We start from the raw sequence: 20,932 nt of genomic DNA, 5'->3' as shown, positions 1-20,932 counted from the left end.
AAACACCTCGTAATCCAGGAGGAGATAATCCAACACCGCATGATAATCTGATTCAGCCAACTAAAACCATTGTGGATGACAAGGGTCAGTCCATTGATGGGAAGTCTGTCTTGCCAAACAGCACGCTGACTTACGTGGCTAAGCAAGATTTTGATCAGTATAAAGGGATGACAGCTGCCAAAGAAAGTGTCATGAAAGGCTTTATCTATGTCGATGATTACAAGGATGAAGCTATCGATGGTCATTCACTGGTTGTGAATTCCATTAAGGCCGCTAACGGAGATGATGTGACCAATCTCTTAGAGATGCGCCATGTGTTATCTCAAGATACCCTTGACGATAAGCTAAAAGCACTGATCAAGGCATCAGGCATTTCTCCAGTGGGAGAGTTTTACATGTGGGTAGCTAAAGACCCAGCAGCCTTTTACAAAGCTTATGTTCAAAAAGGGTTAGATATTACCTACAACTTGTCGTTTAAACTTAAACAAGAGTTCAAGAAAGGTGACATTACTAATCAAACCTATCAATTAGATATGGGGAATGGTTATTACGGCAATATCGTGGTTAACCACCTGCCTGAACTAGCTGTTCATAAAGAAGTGCTTGACCAAGATGGTAAGTCTATCCAAAATGGCACAGTGAAAATCGGTGATGAAGTAACTTATAAATTGGAAGGATGGGTAGTGCCAAGTAACCGTGGCTATGACCTAACAGAATATAAATTTGTGGATCAACTCCAGAATACGCATGACCTCTACCAGAAAGACAAGGTCTTTGCGACAGTTGATCTCACTTTATCAGATGGCACTATTATCCCTAAAGGTACTGACTTAGTTCAGTACACTGAGACAACCTACAATAAGGAAACAGGTCGTTATGAGTTGGCCTTTAAGGCAGACTTCCTCGCACAAATCCCACGTACTAGCGAATTTGGAGCAGATGCTTTTGTGGTTGTTAAGCGTATTAAAGCAGGTGATGTGACAAATGAGTATACCTTGTATGTCAACGGTAATCCTGTGAAATCTAATAAAGTTACCACTCATACGCCAGAACCACCTCAACCTGTAACTCCTAAAGCACCAGCTTTACCATCTACAGGTGAGCAAGGGGTATCTGTCCTAACAGTGCTTGGGGCAGCCTTACTCTCACTCTTAGGGGTTGTAGGGCTTAAAAAGCGTCAACAGTAAGTTATTAATGGATAAGCCATCAAAGTAGATTACTTTGGGTCTGTCCATTCTCTCTAGCAAGTCACTTCTCATTCAATTTTCCATGATTCCTCTAAAAATTGGGTTGCTTGTTAGGGTGAGTGGATAGATCTTGGCTTAGTCTAATTTAAGAACAGATAAAAGGCTGCGGTGAGCCTCTAGAAGCTCTGATCATTTTATGCTATAATGAAAGAAAAATCAGAGGGGATAATCAGTTATGGAAAAGGATAAAAAGATGGATATGCATGTAACAAAAAGTGGTTATACCTATTACACGCCACGTCAAATAGCTCCACAGGCTCCACAAGCCCCTAAAGAGGACAAATGGAAGAAAGGATTGAAGTGGCTTGGACAAGCTCTTCTAGCTAGTTTAAAGAACCTACCGAGTTTGTTAGTTAAAGTAGCGATAACACCAGTCTTCCTGTTGCTCTTTATTTATAATCTTTTGAAGAGTTTACTGGTGACAGCTATTGGTTGGTTTGTGTTTAAAGTTTTATCATACTTTATTCTAGGTTTTGGAATAGCAGGGTATGCTTTTCTAATTCAAAAAGATATTCCAGCACCTGATTGGTTTAATAACTTAATGACTGGCTTTGTCTTTCCTCATGGTGTTCCCATCTATTACTGGTGGGAAACCACTATTATCGTTGTCCTAGCTATCATCACCGCCCTCTCTCTAACCTTTTATTCAGATGAGGTCTAATCCTCATAAAATCTACCATACACATAGACACTAAGTCATTCTTAGTGTCTTTTATTTTTTAGAAAAACAGAAAGTGAGAAACATCTATATGCAAACAGTTGTTAATTTTGTGAATCAAATCGGAACAATCGGAGGTTTGGTCGGTCTTGGTTGGGCGGCCTGGGGTGCTTGGGACTTGGCTATCGGGATTCGTCGGGAATTGGACGATAAGAAGGACAAAGGGATCCAAAGTGTTATCCTAGGTGCTCTTCTTGGAGGCGTTCTGAAGACCCTCTTTTCAGCCCTTGCCGCAGGACTGTCCTCTATTGGGTAAGACAAGGAGGTGGTGGTCATGAACCAATCCACACTAGACCAACTAACAATGAGCCTTAAAGACTATAACCCAACGGCTTATAACCTGATGGAGACAGTCTCAGGCTCTATGGAAAAAGTCGCTATCTTGCTTCTCTTACTCTTCATGGGGATCAACCTGCTTAACTGGAACCAGCAACTCAAAAGCAATGGTGGCGAGTTGACCTTACAGTTATGGATAGAGGAAATCCTCAAATATGCGATAGCCCTCTTTCTCATTCTCTATGTGGATGAGATTTTTGATAGCCTGTCCTGGCTCTTTAATGTCATTATCAAGATGGTGGCGAAATTAGGAGTCAAAGAGGTAAAAACTAATGTAGAATTTAGCGTAAAAAATCTAAATTGGGCTGCAAAAGGCATCCTCCAGGTAACTTACTGGGTTGTTGACTTTATCGGTCAAATATCGACTAAACTATTGATTTTGTTGCGTTCCTTTACCCTCTATACCTACAAAGGAATTGGAAAAATTGTCGTGGCGTGTTACATGATGGAAAGCCTTCGACCCATTTGCTTTGGCTTTTTCAAGCTCTATATCGCAGCTGTCCTTCAGGGATTGATTTTAGTCATTGTCATTATGCTTTACCCAGCTATAGTGACAGATGACCTCTTAACGGTCGCTACCAAAGGTGCTTGGATCAGTGCTTTAATGGCTATTGGAAAAGGGATCATCTATATCATTGTATTGTTTGGTAGCCAACGTATGGCCAAGAACATTATGCAAGTCAACTAAAGGAGAAAAACATGACCAATTTGAAACTATTGATAGAACAAGAATTTACCAAGGTTAAAAAAGAAGGAGCTTCAACTTGTCTTACCTCTAATAAGTTCATGGAACAAGAAGATGTTTCAGACCTGAAAAGAGAAATTGAAGTTCTAGAAGAAATGGTTTCCTATCTGGCTCCCTACGAGAGGATGTTTCAATCCCTAGCAGAACCCTTATATAGCTGGTTGCTTTATGGGTGAGTCAAAATTGAAGAGATTCCCATAGATAGTCGAATGTTTTCCCATGCGTATACCTACGCTTGGCGATATGCGGAGGCTAAACATGATGAAACCTATGGGATGGCTATTATTGATTTACTTCAATCAGACATGACCGAACTGGTCCAGTTAGGAAAGCTAGATCAAGAGGCCTATGGTGACTATCTCAAGCAATGGATGGACTACCTTGCTCGTGGTCTATCTGCCTTTAAAGACAGTAAAGACTATGATAACTATTTCCTGAAGTTCCAAGAAGTCCACAAAGCGTTATTTGATGAGTATATTGGAGATATGGAAGATAATCGGGATTGGGTGTCATTATTGTGATAAGATTGTGTCGTTGAATGATGAGGAGGAACGATGACAAAAAAATACCTACCAAATCGATGGCAAGTATTGATAAGACTTGGAAAAGGTGGCGTAAAAATAACGCTTTGGGGCCTATTTTTCTTGCTACGAACTATCATATTTTATTACCTATGTTGTTGGGCATTTCATCCACACTGGCTGGCAGTGCTAAGTGGTTTTGTTTTAGCTTGTGGAAGCGACGCAAGACTATTCAGAAAAAATACTGGATAAAACTCCAGATATAATTCCATAGAAAGGCTTCTTTAGTAAGTTCTTTAAAAATTTTCCATTTTGAACAATCTGAGAGATAGTAGGATGATTCGTAATTACAATTTTTAAGAACTTTTAAAACAAGTCTTTTGTGAAAAGAGAAAAGTTGAACAATAAAGTAGTGTGCTAAAACTATCCCTATAATTACAATAACAACTAACACGAAAAAGAGGGTGAGTTTGTAAGGATCCAATGACAGTGCTGCAAGTTCTTTAGTAAGTGCACTATTCGAGATAGTGCGATCAAGTATTTTCAAACCAGCATTGAAAAACATAGTTAGTACAAGTGTTAAAATAGTCGATAAAATACCACAACTCCATTTTGTGAATTCGAGAGATTTTTGAAGTGATTCCTCGATTTCATTTATAAGTAATTCTCGATCTTCTTTGAGGAAGGCATTTTTTATAGTTGGGGTAAGCAAATAAATACGATGTTTTATGAAGACTGTAAAATATCGTGCAATCAGAAATATTAGCAATTGAAACGTTAAGAAACGAATAGTCGCTGAAGGGTAATTTATATAAATTCTTTGGAACTGAAATAGTAGTTGGATTGTCCAGGAATAAAAAAGAATTTGTAGCACATGAAGATAAAGCAATTGAAACAAAGACAGTTGGGATTGAATTTTTTCAAATACCCGATAGTAAAAGTAACTCACCTAATTTACCTCTATTCTTTAAAAATTATTTATATATTATACCATACAAAGAAAGGAGCCCTATGACACGCTTAGGCAGTGAATTTTTAAAAGCCCTGGATAGCTATGAACGGCCATTCCTAGGCTATATGACCTTAAGGCAGTGGATACTGCTCTTTGGGATAGGACTGACGGTACTTGTAACCTCAGTTCTTTTTTGGTTTAAAACACCCAATATTATCCTCTATGGCGTTAGTCTTTTAGTACTAGCGCCTTTTGTTATTTTTGGGTGTCATATTGATGAAAAAATTAAAGATGAACTTCGCTTTTTCTTAACCAAGCAAGAACGAACTTATCAAACCAACTATGACAGAAAGGAAACGACGAAAAATGACTTTATTCGGCCGAAAGAAAACCCCGAAACGCACTAAAGCTGAGAAAGAGCGGGCAAAACGTCTGAGACGAACCATGGTTGCATCTACACAAAACAGCTTAAACTACCAAAGCCTAACACCTGATGGTCTGATGACCATCACAAACGATACTTACTCTAAAACCTATCGTCTAGGAGATACCAGCTATATTACCGCCACAGATGATGAACGGATTGATGTCATCGAAACCAATGCCGATATTTTCAATTCTTTAGACATTGATAATGATTTGCAGCTGCTTATCATTAACCGTAGAGTGGAAAAAGCTAGCCTAACTGCTATTCGTTATGACCTTGCAGAAGATGGCTATGATGACTACCGTAGTGAGTATAATGCCATGATTAAGGAGCGTTTCTCCCATGACCAAAATACCTTTAAAGTGGAGAAGTATTTAACGATTACGGCGCAATCAGACCAAGCCCCACAAGCCAGTCGTATCTTAGATGATACGGCCAACATTATTGAAAGTCAGTATAGCGGCTTGGGAATCTCATTTAGAGAGATGGACGGTTTAGAACGCTTGCTTGTTTTTAGAAAGCTTCTACGAAAAGAAGCCTTTTTAGATTTCAACTATGAAGATATTGCTTTGTCAGGCCTTTCTACTAGGGACTTTATTGCCCCTAACTATTTGAAATTTGAAAAAGATTATATGCAAATTGATGATTCTTTTGCGAGGGTTCTCTATGTTAGACAGTACCCGACTTTTTTGAATGACAAGCTGATTAAGAATATTCTGGATACGGGGATTGAGCTGGCTATTAGCCTACATGCTAAACCTTATGATACAGGCGCAGCCATTAAGAAAATCAAAACCGTTCAATCTAGTGTCCGTAGAGAAATGATTAAAAGCCAAAAAGCTGCCGCAAAAGCCATGATTTCTAGTGACTTAGTGGTCGGAGGTAAAGCAGTGGAAACCTCAAGAGAGACTGAAAAGTGGACGGAAGAGCTTCAGGATAATGATCAGAAGATGTTTTCAGGAGTCATGGCCATCTACCTACTGGCAGATAGCCTTGAAGAGCTCAATAATCATACCGAACAAGTCCAACGATCTGTCCGTAAGAATACCGTTGAGCTAGACAAATGTTACCTTTATCAGGAAGAAGCCCTCAACACCATTTTGCCAATTGGTATTCCCTTTATCAATGTGAAACGTCGTTTTATGAGGGATATGACGACCAGCAATCTAGCCACACAAGTCCCCTTTACCAACGTGGATTTACGCTCCTCTAGCCCACGTGCTGTTTATTATGGTCAAAATCAACTTTCCAAAAATGCAATAACGGTTGACCGTAAACGGGACTTAAATACAGGATCAGGGGTTATCTTTGGAATCCCAGGTTCTGGAAAGTCGGTATTGGCTAAAGCAGGAGAAATTATTCCGACTCTTTTACGCTATCCAGAAGACCAAATCATTATCATTGATGCCGAAGACGAATATACAGGAATTGGCCGTGCCTTTGGGGCAGAAATCATTACCATTGCCCCAGGATCTTCCCATCATTTTAATTTACTTGATTTACCTGATAAGGATAAACTCCAGGCGGAAGATAACGACCCTATTGGCCAAAAGTCCAACCTTCTCTCAACTCTTTTTGAAAATATTTTCTCTGAAGTGTCGGACGATGAGTTCGCCATGATTGACCGAGTGACCAGAAAGACCTATGAAGCCTATCTTCATCCTACCTTTAAGGATTGGCAAACCGTTCTCGAACAACAGCCAGAAGACGTCGCACAACTGCTGGCTTTAAAAGCAGAACCCTACACGAGAGGATCCAATGACATCTTTGCACATCCGACCAATGTCAATATGGAGAATCGCTTCATTATCTTTAACCTTAAGCAATTAAGTGGGAAACTCAAACCCTTTGCCCTTCTTGTTATTCAAGACTACATCTGGAATCAGGTGGTCAACCACCAAGGGAAAAAAACCACTTGGCTTTACTTTGATGAGTTACAACTTTACTTTAAAAATAAACTCCAGGCTACCTTCTTCACCGAGTTATATTCTCGTATTCGTAAGTACGGAGCTATCTCTACAGGGATTACACAAAATCCTGAAACAGTCCTCTCAACAGAAGAAGGGCGAAAACTTGTCGCCAACTGTGAATTTATGGTGCTTTTAAAACTCAAACGTACCGATTTAGAAGCACTGTCGCAAGTAACCCCACTCACACCTTCTCTAGAGCGCTTTGTCCTAAGACCTAAGGCGAAAGGCACAGGCTTAATTGTAGCAGGAACAACCATTGTGCCCTTTGAAAATCCAATCGCTAAAGAAACTAAACTTTACCAATTGGTCGCAACAGATGGTTAAGAAAGTGAGGTGATGGTCTATGTATGAGACAGATCCCAAACAAGCCAGACAAGAACGAAAACAACGAATCAAGGAAGGCATCACTTCCAATAAAGCGAAAGTCCCTAAAGAAGCTCGCTTAGAGTCTAAAATGGCATACAAAAGAGCTAAAAAGGATTATAAACTGGCCAAAAAAGACTATATCTTACATCAAGGCCCCAAACCAACGGCTAGAGCCCTTTTCTTTAAGCAAGAAGCCGCTAAGGCAAAGCTCAATAAACAAGTCGCAAAGACCATCTATAAACGAGCCAAAAAAGCGGATGATAGCTACATTCCCAATCGTCTGAAAACACGAGCAAAAAATGGTACTAAAATGAAGGTAAGGCATGATGTCGAGCGAAGCATGCGGAATAACGATATTCTAGGAGATTGGGTCAAAGCTAGACAAGACATCCGTCAGTTTCAGTACCAAAAGAATGCGTCAAAGCGTGCCGCAAGAGCTGGGGGAAAGTTGGCTAAATACTCCATTAAACACAGCTATGGACAGGTCAACCGAGCTTATAACTTCACCCGTGGACGTGGCTTCACCAGAACCCCAAAAGAATTCTCTTGGGAGGGAAAGCTCACTAAAAAGATACGACAGGTGAGGCAACGAGCAGCACTGACAAAGGCAGGAAGAGTAGCTAAAGGAACAAGTAAGGCAGTTAAAATCGTCTCAAAACCTCTTCGCTCTATCTTAGCTAATCCTCTCGCTATTAAGTCCTATTTCCTAATGTTTCTAATCTTTGCGGTTCTAGCTCTTTTTATGGGAATCTTAGGAGGGAGTGGTCCTGTCCAACAAAATGAATTTGACCTCAATCACTCTTGGCTTCAAGTGAGTAAGCGAGATCGAGAAAAATCAAACGACAAGGTGGATTACTGGACCAACATTGATGATATCCTCTTTTTCATGAATTACCGTTATGGTAGTGAGTGGAATCCAGACAGTAATTGGAAAGAAGGGACAGGAGGAGAATTAGCAGGGAATCTTGGCTTTAACCACTATTCGGATGCCCTTAATGATCTCTGGAATCACTTAAATGATGACCCAAACAATCTTAAAACAATGGCAGACCTTTATGGCTCTTCTTCACCTCTCAAATGGGCTAAGCTTACGAAAGACGAGTTAGAAGAATACAAGGAACTGATAGAACTGACAAAAGAGGTGGGACGTTATCCCTCTTACCAGGAATTAGATAGTCCTTTTTACAGTGAAGAAGATTCCTCTTACGCCAATCCCTTGACAATCCTGAAGCGTTTCGGTTACACATCACCCACAGAAATCTACGAGAAGACGCAGCTCAAAGCAACAACGGGCCAAGCTCTACGAGCTCCCCTGTCAGGAAAAGTCTCAATAAAAGACGATAGGCTATCCATTCAGACGGATGAAGCAATCTTTACTTTTTATAAAGTTGGGAGCCTTCGTGTCACAGATGGCGTAGAAGTCACGTCTGGCGATGAAATTGGTAAGGTGACAACCAATGGTTACCAAACCATTCAATATCAGAAGTTAGAAGAGAAAGCAACTAAAGATCAAAAGGCCAAGTGGACTTCTGTTAATCCAGGCTTCTATTTCCAGTCTGTCATTTACAACCAGACAACATCTGTCCTGACAACACTTGACGGTGACTTGGGACAAAAGGCAAGAAGTATCAAAGATTATCTGAAGAAAAAGGTGCCGAATCTAACAGATAATGGCTTAGCTGCCATGTTAGGAAACTTTGCGACAGAAAGCAACATCAATCCGAAACGAGCTGAAGGTGACTACCTCAGTCCACCAGTTGGGGCTTCAGCTTTTTCCTGGGATGATGAGGCTTGGCTAGCACTTGGTGGTCCCGCTATTTATAATAGAGGCTATGCCAATATTCTCCGTCGAGGTCTTGGTCTAGGGCAATGGACCGATACGACGGATGGCTCAACCAGACATACCTTGTTGCTAAATTATGCGAAAGGAAAGAATAAAAAGTGGTATGACTTAGAACTGCAACTAGACTTTATGTTAGAAGGAGATAATCCCTATTATAGGACGATTGTGACTGGTATTTTAACTAGCCATGATGACGTTGCTCTACTGACGAAACGTTTTCTCAATAATTGGGAAGGAAATGCAGGCGATAAGCTCCTAGAGCGCCAAAACAATGCTAAACAGATTTATGCTTTTCTAACACAGAGGCTAATAGGGGGCGGTACGCTTGCGTCTTCTTATCACTTTCCAGAAGAATATCGAAACAAGCTCTCTCATCCACCAACACAAGCGGCAATGACCACCCAACAAGGTAGTGGTTATCCTGTGGGTCAATGTACTTGGTATGCCTACAATCGTTCCGTAGAGCTAGGAAATATCAAAGATTTATCAGGAGCTTATGGCTATCTCGGTAATGGCCAAGATTGGGTCCGAAATCTAGTTGCTAAAGGGTGGCGATACAGCCCAACGCCTATCAAGGGAGCTGTCGTTTCAACGGCGGGCGGCTTTGATGGAACGTATCCACAATGGGGACATGTTGGCATCGTAGAAGTCGTTAATCCAGATGGTAGTTTTTTGGTATCTGAACTAAATTATGCAGGCATTCAAGATAGCATTCATTACCGAGTCTGTCAGTTAGCTCCATTTTATAGCTTTGCCACACCAAAATAATATAGAAAGAAGGAACAATACATGAAAATGCTTGATACTGAAAAACTCAAATTTTTAAAGTTAATGGGACTTGGTTTTGCGGTTATTCTTGTTTTAGGTATGGTCCTTTGGTTGGGTCTAGCAACGACAAACAACCATCAGACAAATAAAAAGGAACAACCGACGACTAAACAAGTCAAGAAGGTGGAAGGGACGGAAATAACAACGGCTTATGTTAAAGACTTTCTAGTTGCTTACTTTACCAAGAAAGACCTAGGAGAAAATCGCAATCGTTATCTCCCCTTTATGACAGAAGCCGCTTACCAACAAGAAGTGGCTAGTGAAAAAGAGCCTGCTGCACAGGCCTATAAGGGCTATGTCGTTGATACAAAGCTCAAATCAGCGACTATTTACATTGACGAAGAAAACCATGTGGCATTAGCTAAAGTCAGCTATATCCAAACCCAACTTCAAAAAAAGAAGGACTACACGAATGCTCAAAAAGATGTGCTGTCCAACAGTACCCTTAGGATTAGCTATATCAAACAAGACAAGAAATACTTGATCAGCCATATTGAGCCAATTTTGATTGTCGACACCCTGAATGCTAGTCAAGAAGCATCACTTCCAACCCTCAACCAACCTAATACAAACCAATCAACAGAAAGGAAAGAGACACCATGACCAAATCAGAAACATTACAAACACAACGCACAAAAGTTCAAGCCCGTTATGAGGACTATCTGGTCAAAGCTAAAAAGGAGGAAGCAAAACTAAAAGAATTGGATACCCAAATCATTCTGGCCAAACATGAAGAGCGTTCAGACTATTTAGCTAAGCACCAGTTGACCTGGGCGGATATTGAAAAACAAATTGCTGCAGGAAAATTGAAAGGAGGACAAAACCATGTACCGTCTAACCAATCTGACACTGGACACGGCAACGACTTATAAGAACAAGGACTTGGTTTACCAAGCCTTAGAGCGAGAAAACGCCAAAGTGAAACACCAGGAGGCAGAAGGGCTGCTTTTGGTGGAAGAGTTGGATAAGAAGGGAGTCGTGATTTACCAAGAGGATATCTATCTTCCCTTTGAAGGGATCGCAGATAGTCTTTTTCTAAAAAGTGGAACAACTACTCATCAAAAGGAATCTCAGTCCAACCAGAAGTGGTTTTGGACACGTTCCAGAGACAAGAGCAGCCAGAAATCCAGTCCAAAAGAGAAACAAGAGCTTAGAAAGGCCGTCTCAGATATTGAAACACAGTCTATTAAGGGAAAAAGCATCTCTTCCTTTTTGAAAGTCTTATGGCAGGGCCTCCTTTTGGTTGGAATGGGAGTCAGCCTTACGATAGCCGGCTTTACGACAAGCTTATCTCTTAAACAGGAAAAAGAACTTTCTTATCTGAACCAACAAGTGAAGCAATTAGAAACGCTTCAGTCACAGACAGGACGGTTGGATGCATTTGCCCGCTATTTCTTGCCGCATTACTATTCAGAACAAGGGAAGTTAGGTGATTTTATGTCTCCAAAACTGGAATTCAAACACCCATCTGGCCAATTACAATCGGTCATTTTGGAATCAGTGAACCAAGCAGATGATCAAATTTATCAACTAACCTATGTCCTAGCAATCAAAGATGGGGAGACTAGAACTCAGACACGACTAACACTAACCGTTAAAGCAGTTTCTATGACTCCTTATGGTTACCGAATCATTAAAATCCCTAAACAAACCAATTATCCAAAATAGAAAGGTAAAGATATGGATCAAGCAAGAACCAGTCATTCCCTAGCCTTAAAGGGTAAAGTGACTTTAGAATTAACCATTCAAGCCCTTTACATCCTTTCCAAGGCTTATCATGACCACAAACAATACAAGCTAGACCATCAAACATTTGAAGGCGAAACCCGTTTCAATGACTTTATGGCAACCAAATCACAAAAAGATGTGGAACAGCTTTTAAGTAGTGAAGTCCATCTTGAAAAACTTAAATGTTACTTAGAGAAAGTTAAGGTGGGGTTTACCTACTACCAAAAAGGGGAGATGACCTATCTCATTTTTGAAAGTAAAAACCGTCTTTTGGCGGAAAAAGCCATTAAAGACATGTTGGCTGATATCACAAAGACTCCTGAGGAACTAGAGAAGTTTTCTAAAAAGGTCTTGAGAAAACCCCATGAAATGCCCCCAGAAGACAAACTCGCCTATTACAAAACCAATGTTGTCTATAAAGGAATGAGTCCAGTCGTCACAAAAGAAATCGTAAAGGAGAAAGCACGATGACCAGAAAGCCAATTTGGCCCTACCTAGTGGTGGGGCTTTTGTCATTTATCTTATGCCAATCTTTCTACGCTTACTATCAACTAGCGACACAAGCGGTGCCTTTTATGGGGATACTTCGGGTGAATTGGTTACTAGAGAATTGGTCCTTAGTTTCCTTGAGACTCTCCTTTGAACCTGACGCTTTGATGGCTGGCTTTATTGCTTTTGGTCTACCCCTATTGGTTTATGTATCTAGAGACAAAAGTGCTTATCGTCACGGTGAGGAACAAGGGAGTGCTCGATTCGCGACATTAAGAGAGATGAAACGCTTTGAGGATAAGGATAGTGATAAGAACATGCTCTTTACTAAGCAGGTGAAAATGGGCCTTTTTAACTTCAGACTAGCTTATAACGTTCAACTCAATAAGAATGTCATCGTCATTGGTCTTCCAGGGGATGGGAAAACCTTTACCTTTGTGCTCCCTAATCTGATGCAGCTGAATTCTAATTTTGTCGTGACAGACCCTAAAGGAAACCTGGTACATGAGACTGGAAAGATGCTCGAGAAACATGGCTATGCCGTAAAAATCTTTGATCTCATTCGTCTAAAGAATTCTGATCGCTTTAATCCCTTTCACTACATGACCTCAGAATTAGACATTGACCGCATCTCTGAAGCTATTACAGAAGGCACTAAGAAGAGTGAGCACATGGGAGAAGATTTCTGGGTGCAGGCAGAATTAATGTTGCAGCGGGCTTTAATTGGTTGGCTCTATTTTGACTCTAGAGATCCTGAAACAGGCGCACAGCTTTATATGCCAAATCTTGGTCACGTGGCTGATCTCTTACGTGGTATCTATCGTGAAGACCCAGAGGTTCCTAGTTCTGTCGAACAGATGTTTGAAGAGCTAGAAGAATTACAACCTGGTAATTATGCTTACAAACAGTGGAAACTTTTCCAGAACTTTAAGGGGGAAACAAGAAATAGTGTTGTGGCTATTCTTTCTTCTAGGTATTCCATCTTTGATCATGACGACGTGAGAAAGCTCATCAGTGAGGACACCATGGAGATGGATAGCTGGAATATAAAGAAAATGGCTGTTTTTATTGCCATCCCAGAAACCAACAATGCCTTTAACTTTTTATCCTCTATCCTTTTTGCGGTTGGTTTTGAGGTCTTAACCCACAAGGCAGATACTATTCTCCAGGGAAAAGTCCCTGGATACAGCAGACAAAATCTCAGACATATCCAATTTATTTTAGATGAGTTTGCGCAGATTGGCCGTATTCCAAACTTTACCCAGGTCTTATCCTCTATTCGTAGCCGTGAGATGTCCATTAAAATCATTATTCAAGCCGTTAACCAATTGGAATCTCTCTATAAGAGTGATTGGAAAACCATCTTTAATAACTGCGCTACCCATCTTTTTTTGGGAACCAATGATAAAGATACCATGGAATACTACTCAACCCGTTCAGGAAAACAAACGATTAGAACAAGGTCAACCTCAAAAACGCATAGCTATCGTAACGGTTCTTCTGGTGAAAACAAACAAATCCAAGGCCGTCCTCTCCTAACTCCTGATGAAGTGGCTAGAATTGGTGTAGATGAGGGATTGGTATTTATTTCAAAACAAAATGTTTTTAAAGACAAGAAGGCTAGTGTTTATGATCATCCAAGACAACATGACATTGCCCACTCCCCTGAAGATAAAGAAAAATGGTATGACTATAAGCGTCTAGGAACAGATATTGATGGTCTGTTGCTTCATGCGACAGATTTAACCCCAGAGTTTGAAGAACTCTTTGCAGCTTAAGCTAGTAGAAAGGATGATATGATGACTGATACAAAAAGACGACTCGGCTATTTAGAAACCATTAGCCAACCACTTGCCTTGAAAGCAGAAAACCTAATGTTAGAATACCAGGCTATTTGGCAGGTTTTGGAACAAGCAGATGAAGCAACGTTTTATCAACTTGCCCCTCATCTCTTTGTGACAATAGAGCAAAAAGAGCCATTGCTTGCAGAATCCCTTGAAAGTACTCCTGAGGGCTATGAACTCTTTAAAACATTACTGAAGGAGGAAAAATAGATGGCATTAACCAAAGCACAAGCCAAATCCCTTTCCATCTTAGAGGTCGCTAGAAGCCTAGGGATGGAGATGAAACGAAACTCTCATAAAGAATATTATTGGAAAGAACATGACTCTTTCAAGATCGATACCCATAAAAATACTTGGCACTGGTATTCTAGAGGGACTTATGGCGATACGATTAACCTAGTACAAGAAATCAGACAGGTTAGCTATGCGGATGCCATGAAGTTCCTAGAGACAGGTCAGTTCCCTGAAGCAAAGCTGATGGAGGAAACAAGGCAGCCTTTCCGCTACCGTCTAAGCCCCTATGAACAGCCTTTTAGAGAAGCGAGAAACTACTTAAAAGAAGTCAGAGGCTTATCGGATGAGACCATCAATTTCTTCCTCGAAAAAGGGGTGCTCGCACAAGCGAGACGACGAGATCGTGACGGCTTTACAGAAGATGTCCTGGTCTTTAAATACCTGGATAAAAGTCAGACTATTGTTGGGGCTAGCCTTCAGGGCTTATCTCCTTATCCAGAACGCTATGAAGGTAAGGGCTACCTCAAACAAATCATGTACCAGTCAGAGGGTATTGCTGGTTTAAATGTATCTATCGGCTCTCCTAAACGGTTGATTGTAGCAGAGGCTCCCATTGACCTGATGAGCTACTACGAGCTTCATAAGGACCAATTAGAGGATGTCAGGCTAGTTGCCATGGAAGGGCTGAAAGAAGGTATCGTTTCTCGCTATGCCATGGAAGCTCTTCAGGAACAGGGAGTATTAGTAGAAGATGGTAGAGATTACACCAAAGCTAGGGACTTGACTAAAACGTCTCAATTTTTGGCTAAGGCGGCCCAAACATCCACCCTCTTTCATGACCATAAGCAGGATAATCTGATTACCCTTGCGGTGGATAACGATAAGGCAGGCACAGATTTTCTAGAAATCTTACGAGAAAAAAAGATTCCAATCATCGATGCCAGACCTCCTAAAGAAGAAGGTCAAGAAAAGATGGATTGGAATCAGTATCTCCAGGAAAGCAAAGCAGAAAGGAAAGCAATGATTGAGGACACAAAAAAAGCTCCAGAATCTATTCTGGAGCAAGAAAAAAAGGAGGGGACCAATGTTAGTTGGGGGTCTTTACAGCCCAAAGCTGAAGGCAGTCCCGCACCCGTAGCTGAAAACTCAGCTACCTTTGAGCAAGCTGTTACCAGTCACCCGACAATATCCCCTCGTTTTTTACATTTTACCACGGATAATGCTTATGTGTCAACTATTCGTGAGGGCTATCATATTGCGACAGAAGAAGATTTAAGAAGCCTAAATGCCTATGCCCCCATTCTCCAACAAACAGCTCAATGGTACTTGACTACTCTGGCAGGCTCTTCGGTAACCTATGTTTATCAGGAAGGTGGGAAAGTTGATGCCATAAAAATCAATTATGACAAAGATAAGTTTATGCACTTAACTGGTATCCGTCCAATTGGAAAAAATTTAACAGCGGAACGTTTGGTTGAGCGATTGGCTACAGGAGATGGACACTTTGCAAATATTCTCGTAAATCGAGGATTTATTAGTAAAGCTCAAGTTCTCCCGTTATTCGAGGAAATTATCCAAGCTAAGTCTTTTATGTTTACAAATATTGCGGATATTAAAAAAATGAAAGCAATTCATGCTAGTTCTGCTATACGAACAGAGAATGAACAATTATTGTTAGCTTTCAAAACACTTGGAGATGTTTCATTTCCAGTATCAACTCTAAATCTGACTGAACCAATCAATTTACAGCTCGTTACGAAGGGGACAAAGAATACAATTCTAGGAATTTATCGTGAACGTAATGGTGTGATTGAGCAATTGTCAATCAATGATGACTACATTCAGGATGGAGGAAAAGAATTGCTTGCAATTCTAAAAGACGGCAATCTAGGAGCTATGAAAACAGAAATTTTCAAAGAGGAAACAGCTCCAATTCATCCTAAAATTGACTCAGACGGTGATGGTATTTCAGATGAAGAAGAGCTTAAACAAGGAACGAACCCTCACGATTTTAGATCAACACCAAGTTCTAAAGCAAGAGAAGAACTGACCAATCTTCCTGAAGAAACAGCTCTTGCAAGTGGTAGTGTAGACGTCGCAGACTTTATCAAAAATAAAGATGTCGCAGGCCTCAATCGCCATCTAAAAGCTGGGATTAAAGAGTATCTGAATTCAGATAAATACAAAGACTACTTAACCAAAATGAGTCAACTCAATAACTACTCTAGTCGCAATTTACGATTGATCTTAGCTCAAAATCCAGAAGCCACTCAGGTTGCTTCTTTTAAGCAATGGAAGGAAACATTTGAGCGCCATGTTAAAAAAGGAGAGAAGTCTATTCGTATTTTTGCTCCAATGACTAAACTCAAAAAGGACGAGAACAATCAGCCCATCTTGGATAAAAATGGTAAACCAGAGACCGTCACATTCTTTGGATTGGTCCCCGTTTTTGATGTGAGTCAGACAGATGGGGAGGAGATGCCTAAAGCCATTTCAGAAGTCAAGGAACAGGTATCTGATTTAGACTATGCCAATCTCTACCGTGCCATGATGAGCATTGCTAAAGCTAATAATGTCTCTGTCCGCTTTGAAGAAATGCAAGGTGAAGCCAAAGGCTATTACAATCCCACAGAGCATCAAATTGTCTTACGCAGTAATGACATGAACAAGTCTCAACTGATCAAAACCTTCCTACATGAAACAGCTCACTCGGAGTTACATCATGCCAATAATCCTCAAAAAGAACAACTGACAAGAAGTACAGCAGAACTCCAAGCAGAGAGCGTGGCCTATGTGGTATCAGCTTATTATGGTCTGGATACCTCAGGCTATTCCTTTGGTTATTTAGCGAGTTGGTCTGACGATAAAGAAACTCTTGCTGATTTAGAAGCACAGCTTGATATTGTCCAACAAGAAGCCAAAAGTCTACTGGTTCGGATGGATCAACAGTTGGAACAATTGCGCCTTGCTCAAGAGAAACAAACCAAGTATCAGTTTGAACAAAAGCTTCAAAAGTTCAAAGACCAAAGCAAGCAAGCTGTGGAGGAACACAAGCAAGAATTGAAACAGGAGGCTCAGTCAAAAAAAGAAAAGGGGCTCTCGAAATGACCGAACGAGATACCCAAAAATCCCCTAAGGTCAAACTCAAAACAATACCACCACAAGGAGGACAACACACATGAATGACTATCAAGAAAACCAATTACTGACCATCCTATCTGACTTTATCCCTCTCATGGATGGTGATATCATCCAAGGCATTTCTCCTTCGGCTGGTGATCTAACTCGTCAGAAAGTTTTGGAACAGTTAAGAGCAGATAAGGAATTGCTTGATAAAGAAGACACTTCTCTAGTGAGCTGGCAAGAAGAAAATATTCAGCTCTTGGAGATGATTAGTGATGACGATTTTCAAGTCGTGGTCAATGAAAAAATAATGATGACAGAGATACAAATTGGTCAATCTCTCTTCCAACCACTCAACGAGAATCAGTTAGAACTTCTAGCAGCACAACTCAATTCCCAACAGGAAACAGCTTCAGAAAAAGCGTCACAGGTTGAGGAAAAACCAAAACAAAAATCTTCACTTTTTGAAAAAATGTTGAAGCAATTTCGCTAATAATTTTAACAAAACAAAAAAGAACGTCTCTTCAAAAAGGGAGGCACTAGGGGCTTGGGGATTTCCCCAAAACTGAAAAAGGTACGAAGGAAAATCGTAAGATTGACCTTCTTTGACCTTTTTTAAATTCGCATTCGGGGCCCCAAATGCTAAGCTTGCCGGAAGGAGAGGTAGGGTTTCCCCACCTCGAAATTCCGAGAACATTTACGAAAGGATTTTATAAAATGGCAATACTAAAAGAAAAACGAAGAAGAAATATAGAGATGAAAGTTCGATTCAAGCCAGAGGAATACAGCCAAGTAAGAAAAGCTATGGAACAGATGGGAACCAAAAATTTTCAATACTATGCCAAGAATCAACTCGTCCAGGGAAAGCTAGTCCAAATTGATTTTTCAGAATTGAAAAATTTACGAGTTGCCGTTAATCGGATTGGTGGGAATATCAACCAGATTGCAAAACACGCTAATGAAAATCAAGCTATCACTCCTGAAGAACTATCACACGTTTTAGAACTTCTTTCTGACTTGAAAGAGATGGTAGCGGAGAAACTAACTAGTGAGGAAAAACGCAGTTTACTTGAAAGAAAACGAACAGTAAGGACGGATATTGACGAATGGTAGCCATTAAACCACCGAAACAAATCAAAACAACAGGCAATCTCAAACGAGCAGTAAACTATATTCTAAACGAAGCTAAAACTATAGTTACTGATTCTGGAAATAAGGAGTTAGAATTTCCTTTGGTTTATCACAATGGCGAGATGCAAGTTAAATTGGTATCTGGTCACGGGATTGAAGATGTTAACGTGGCTGATGAAGAAATGGTTATGACAAAGTTAGCCGCAGCGTTTAAAAAAGGAGATGATGACCTCAAAGAATTAAATTCAGGAAAACAGGTCTTAGCACACCACATTATCCAATCCTTTTCGCCAGAAGATAACCTAACCCCAGAACAAGTTCATGAGATTGGCAGACAGACCATGATGGAATTTACTGGAGGGGATTATGAATTTGTGATCGCAACTCATACCGATAAAAAACATCTCCATAATCACATCATCTTATCAACGACAAATAATTCAACACTGAAAAAGATGCGTTGGCAGAAGAATACACTAAAAAATTTACGAGCCATTTCAGATAAGTATGCGGCCAAATATGGAGCAAAAATTATTGAGCCAACCATGAAAAATTCTTATACCAAATATTCAGCTTGGCGCAGACAAAATAATTATCGCTTCGAGATTAAGCAACGCTTAGATTTTTTGCTTAAGCAGTCAACTTCACTAGAAGATTTTAAGGAAAAAGCAAAGGCTCTTGATCTTCAGATTGATTTTTCTGGAAAATTTGTCAAGTATCAATTAACAGATCAACCTCAAAAAAGACGAGTCAGAGATGATACCTTGTCAAAGAAAGGTCGCTACTCACTAGAACAAATTAAAGAACGAGTCAATAAAAATCAGTTGGTTTACAATGTCTCTGAAATTAAGGAACGCTATCAAGAAGGAAGAGCTCAAGCAGATAGTGACTTTGAATTAAAAATCGCCGTAGCTGCTTGGCAAGTAGAACAAGAAAGTAAGCAAGGTATTTATACCCAAATGGATTATGGCGCTCTGAATAGTGGCACTATTTTAGTACCTGCTCACAAAGTAGATAAAACGGAAGATGGCAACTACACGATTTATATCAAGGAAAAAGATTACTTTTATTTTCTCAATCCAGAACAGTCTCAAAAGAACCGCTACATGATGGGACTAACTGTAGCTAGACAATTAGCCAAACAAAATGGAGAAATGCTTATCACAAAAAATCCTCACATCTCATCTATGCGAGAACTTATTAAGGAGTATAATTTCTTGGTTGAACACGGGGTAACTGATGGTATCCAATTTCAACATTTGGAGGAACAATTCAATGACAAAATCGAGTCAACACATCAAGAATTACAACGTTTAGATGAACGACTAGCCTACTACCATAAAATTGAAGGAGCTTTGCTTGCCATTGAACAAACACCCGAAAATAGTTTATCTGCCATTCAGTTATTAGATGAACTAGGACTCCCAAAAGATATCGCCATTTCAGATATTCGTCAAACCATTCAACAGTTTGAAATAGAGAAGGAAGCCTTGCAAGAATTTTTTGAGGATACGCTGAAGACCTACACAACCTACCAAGAAATGAAAGACCATATTCATTCTCGTGAGATAAGTGCTTGCAAATATGAGTCAGAAGAAAAGTCACTTTAAGAAAGGAATAGTACATGTCACATTATAAAATTTCACTAGAAGAAACCGAAAAGGTAATAACGATTGAATATTATGGGAAACAATTTCCTGTCCATCCAGAAGAATGGGAACAGTATCATAGCTTTTGGCAAGAGGACTATGCCCGATTCCTTCTACAAAAAGATATTGGTTTGTTAACGATTTATTACGCTAAAGAAGATTTGTCTTGTTTGTGGGAAGGACGCTTTAAATCCATGCATGATGTTCATCAGAAATTCAATGCATCACACACACCATATTATGACTTGATTACAATAAATGGGGTTGTTTCCCTTTTTGAATACGATTATGCGAAAACGAAACAAGATCTTGTGAACTCTTGCTTCCTAAAACATACAGAATCAGAATTAGATGTTAGGGAACAAGAGGAACTAGAAACTGTTATGAAATGGTTTAACCCAGATGTCGGTTTAGCATTTGCGGAGACCCATCCTGAAACGGCTCCTATTCTTCGTCGTTGTCCTAACTTGGATATCAGAGAATACTTTGGTCTAACTGTCAATCCGGTTTGGTATCGTATTCGTGATACTTTCAATGAAGCCTACACAAATTTGTTTTCAGAAGAAGAAAAAAGGACAAACCTATGACAGATAAAAAGAAGCAAGATAGAGAAGATGGGCTTGCCTCATCTTGTCTGTATATTGATGCCAGCTTACAAGATCCCAAACAGGTTTTATTAGCTGCCTTAACAAATGACAATATGACTAAAGAACAGGTTAAGCAACGTGAGAAAGAGGTGGAGGACTTTCTAAAAACAAGAGAAGCCTATCTAAACTTGTGA

20 protein-coding genes and 1 pseudogene are annotated in these 20,932 nt (G+C 40.1%); all 21 read left to right on the top strand.

Translation table 11 applies throughout. The features are described from left to right. Positions 1-1,187, top strand: a 1,187-nt coding sequence (locus tag H346_RS09785) for an SspB-related isopeptide-forming adhesin (RefSeq protein ID WP_156888857.1), incomplete at its 5' end; no start/stop codon positions are given. Between the two features lie 235 nt (positions 1,188-1,422). Beyond that, positions 1,423-1,908, top strand: a complete 486-nt coding sequence (locus tag H346_RS0105655) for a hypothetical protein (protein ID WP_027970233.1) — start codon at positions 1,423-1,425, stop codon at positions 1,906-1,908. A gap of 88 nt (positions 1,909-1,996) precedes the next feature. Continuing rightward, entirely contained in the window at positions 1,997-2,221 is a 225-nt protein-coding gene (locus H346_RS0105650; RefSeq protein ID WP_001195396.1) for a hypothetical protein, read from the top strand. Between the two features lie 18 nt (positions 2,222-2,239). Then, positions 2,240-2,989, top strand: a complete 750-nt coding sequence (locus tag H346_RS0105645; RefSeq protein ID WP_027970232.1) for a hypothetical protein — start codon at positions 2,240-2,242, stop codon at positions 2,987-2,989. 11 nt (positions 2,990-3,000) lie between these two features. Beyond that, positions 3,001-3,567: pseudogene (locus H346_RS09780) on the top strand (hypothetical protein). A 33-nt stretch (positions 3,568-3,600) separates the two neighbouring features. After that, entirely contained in the window at positions 3,601-3,819 is a 219-nt protein-coding gene (locus tag H346_RS0105635; protein ID WP_027970231.1) for a hypothetical protein, read from the top strand. 759 nt (positions 3,820-4,578) lie between these two features. Beyond that, positions 4,579-4,926, top strand: a complete 348-nt coding sequence (locus H346_RS0105625) for a PrgI family protein (protein WP_008089400.1) — start codon at positions 4,579-4,581, stop codon at positions 4,924-4,926. Then, complete coding sequence (locus H346_RS0105620) at positions 4,886-7,240, top strand: VirB4-like conjugal transfer ATPase, CD1110 family (protein ID WP_027970229.1); 2,355 nt, start codon at positions 4,886-4,888, stop codon at positions 7,238-7,240. Before H346_RS0105625 ends, H346_RS0105620 begins: the two co-directional genes overlap by 41 nt. A 19-nt stretch (positions 7,241-7,259) precedes the next feature. Continuing rightward, complete coding sequence (locus H346_RS0105615) at positions 7,260-9,893, top strand: phage tail tip lysozyme (protein ID WP_027970228.1); 2,634 nt, start codon at positions 7,260-7,262, stop codon at positions 9,891-9,893. A gap of 21 nt (positions 9,894-9,914) precedes the next feature. Continuing rightward, positions 9,915-10,556 (top strand): hypothetical protein, encoded by a 642-nt coding sequence (locus H346_RS0105610; RefSeq protein WP_037562703.1) that lies wholly within the window; start codon positions 9,915-9,917, stop codon positions 10,554-10,556. Beyond that, complete coding sequence (locus H346_RS0105605) at positions 10,553-10,825, top strand: hypothetical protein (RefSeq protein WP_027970226.1); 273 nt, start codon at positions 10,553-10,555, stop codon at positions 10,823-10,825. Before H346_RS0105610 ends, H346_RS0105605 begins: the two co-directional genes overlap by 4 nt. After that, complete coding sequence (locus H346_RS0105600) at positions 10,779-11,621, top strand: hypothetical protein (protein WP_027970225.1); 843 nt, start codon at positions 10,779-10,781, stop codon at positions 11,619-11,621. Before H346_RS0105605 ends, H346_RS0105600 begins: the two co-directional genes overlap by 47 nt. Before the next feature lie 12 nt (positions 11,622-11,633). Further along, entirely contained in the window at positions 11,634-12,152 is a 519-nt protein-coding gene (locus tag H346_RS0105595; protein WP_027970224.1) for a hypothetical protein, read from the top strand. Next, positions 12,149-13,948, top strand: coding sequence for a VirD4-like conjugal transfer protein, CD1115 family (locus tag H346_RS0105590; RefSeq protein WP_027970223.1), 1,800 nt, complete (start codon positions 12,149-12,151; stop codon positions 13,946-13,948). The genes H346_RS0105595 and H346_RS0105590 overlap by 4 nt, the downstream gene beginning before the upstream one ends. Before the next feature lie 18 nt (positions 13,949-13,966). After that, positions 13,967-14,224, top strand: a complete 258-nt coding sequence (locus tag H346_RS0105585) for a hypothetical protein (RefSeq protein WP_208595722.1) — start codon at positions 13,967-13,969, stop codon at positions 14,222-14,224. Further along, positions 14,225-17,356: a PBECR4 domain-containing protein gene (locus tag H346_RS0105580; RefSeq protein WP_027970221.1), complete on the top strand. Its 3,132-nt coding sequence runs from the start codon at positions 14,225-14,227 to the stop codon at positions 17,354-17,356. A 70-nt stretch (positions 17,357-17,426) separates the two neighbouring features. Then, complete coding sequence (locus H346_RS0105575; RefSeq protein WP_027970220.1) at positions 17,427-17,864, top strand: hypothetical protein; 438 nt, start codon at positions 17,427-17,429, stop codon at positions 17,862-17,864. 224 nt (positions 17,865-18,088) lie between these two features. Next, entirely contained in the window at positions 18,089-18,484 is a 396-nt protein-coding gene (locus tag H346_RS0105570; protein ID WP_027970219.1) for a plasmid mobilization protein, read from the top strand. Next, positions 18,478-20,112, top strand: coding sequence for a relaxase/mobilization nuclease domain-containing protein (locus tag H346_RS0105565; RefSeq protein ID WP_027970218.1), 1,635 nt, complete (start codon positions 18,478-18,480; stop codon positions 20,110-20,112). The genes H346_RS0105570 and H346_RS0105565 overlap by 7 nt, the downstream gene beginning before the upstream one ends. Before the next feature lie 14 nt (positions 20,113-20,126). Continuing rightward, entirely contained in the window at positions 20,127-20,738 is a 612-nt protein-coding gene (locus H346_RS0105560; RefSeq protein ID WP_027970217.1) for a hypothetical protein, read from the top strand. Then, a complete protein-coding gene (locus H346_RS0105555; RefSeq protein WP_027970216.1) occupies positions 20,735-20,932 on the top strand; it encodes a hypothetical protein in 198 nt (65 codons plus the stop codon). The genes H346_RS0105560 and H346_RS0105555 overlap by 4 nt, the downstream gene beginning before the upstream one ends.

The sequence above is a fragment of the Streptococcus castoreus DSM 17536 genome, assembly GCF_000425025.1.
Lineage (GTDB): Bacteria > Bacillota > Bacilli > Lactobacillales > Streptococcaceae > Streptococcus > Streptococcus castoreus.
Note: the sequence above shows the minus strand (reverse complement) of the source record. Positions and strands in the feature narration are given on the sequence as shown.

Coding starts and splice junctions, on each gene's coding strand:
- H346_RS0105585 (WP_208595722.1), top strand. CDS start 13,967: ATGATGACTGATACAAAAAGACGACTCGGCTATTTAGAAACCATTAGC.
- H346_RS0105610 (WP_037562703.1), top strand. CDS start 9,915: ATGAAAATGCTTGATACTGAAAAACTCAAATTTTTAAAGTTAATGGGA.
- H346_RS0105580 (WP_027970221.1), top strand. CDS start 14,225: ATGGCATTAACCAAAGCACAAGCCAAATCCCTTTCCATCTTAGAGGTC.
- H346_RS0105570 (WP_027970219.1), top strand. CDS start 18,089: ATGGCAATACTAAAAGAAAAACGAAGAAGAAATATAGAGATGAAAGTT.
- H346_RS0105595 (WP_027970224.1), top strand. CDS start 11,634: ATGGATCAAGCAAGAACCAGTCATTCCCTAGCCTTAAAGGGTAAAGTG.
- H346_RS0105615 (WP_027970228.1), top strand. CDS start 7,260: ATGTATGAGACAGATCCCAAACAAGCCAGACAAGAACGAAAACAACGA.
- H346_RS0105605 (WP_027970226.1), top strand. CDS start 10,553: ATGACCAAATCAGAAACATTACAAACACAACGCACAAAAGTTCAAGCC.
- H346_RS0105575 (WP_027970220.1), top strand. CDS start 17,427: ATGAATGACTATCAAGAAAACCAATTACTGACCATCCTATCTGACTTT.
- H346_RS0105560 (WP_027970217.1), top strand. CDS start 20,127: ATGTCACATTATAAAATTTCACTAGAAGAAACCGAAAAGGTAATAACG.
- H346_RS0105620 (WP_027970229.1), top strand. CDS start 4,886: ATGACTTTATTCGGCCGAAAGAAAACCCCGAAACGCACTAAAGCTGAG.
- H346_RS0105600 (WP_027970225.1), top strand. CDS start 10,779: ATGTACCGTCTAACCAATCTGACACTGGACACGGCAACGACTTATAAG.
- H346_RS0105650 (WP_001195396.1), top strand. CDS start 1,997: ATGCAAACAGTTGTTAATTTTGTGAATCAAATCGGAACAATCGGAGGT.
- H346_RS0105565 (WP_027970218.1), top strand. CDS start 18,478: ATGGTAGCCATTAAACCACCGAAACAAATCAAAACAACAGGCAATCTC.
- H346_RS0105635 (WP_027970231.1), top strand. CDS start 3,601: ATGACAAAAAAATACCTACCAAATCGATGGCAAGTATTGATAAGACTT.
- H346_RS0105555 (WP_027970216.1), top strand. CDS start 20,735: ATGACAGATAAAAAGAAGCAAGATAGAGAAGATGGGCTTGCCTCATCT.
- H346_RS0105590 (WP_027970223.1), top strand. CDS start 12,149: ATGACCAGAAAGCCAATTTGGCCCTACCTAGTGGTGGGGCTTTTGTCA.
- H346_RS0105655 (WP_027970233.1), top strand. CDS start 1,423: ATGGAAAAGGATAAAAAGATGGATATGCATGTAACAAAAAGTGGTTAT.
- H346_RS0105645 (WP_027970232.1), top strand. CDS start 2,240: ATGAACCAATCCACACTAGACCAACTAACAATGAGCCTTAAAGACTAT.
- H346_RS0105625 (WP_008089400.1), top strand. CDS start 4,579: ATGACACGCTTAGGCAGTGAATTTTTAAAAGCCCTGGATAGCTATGAA.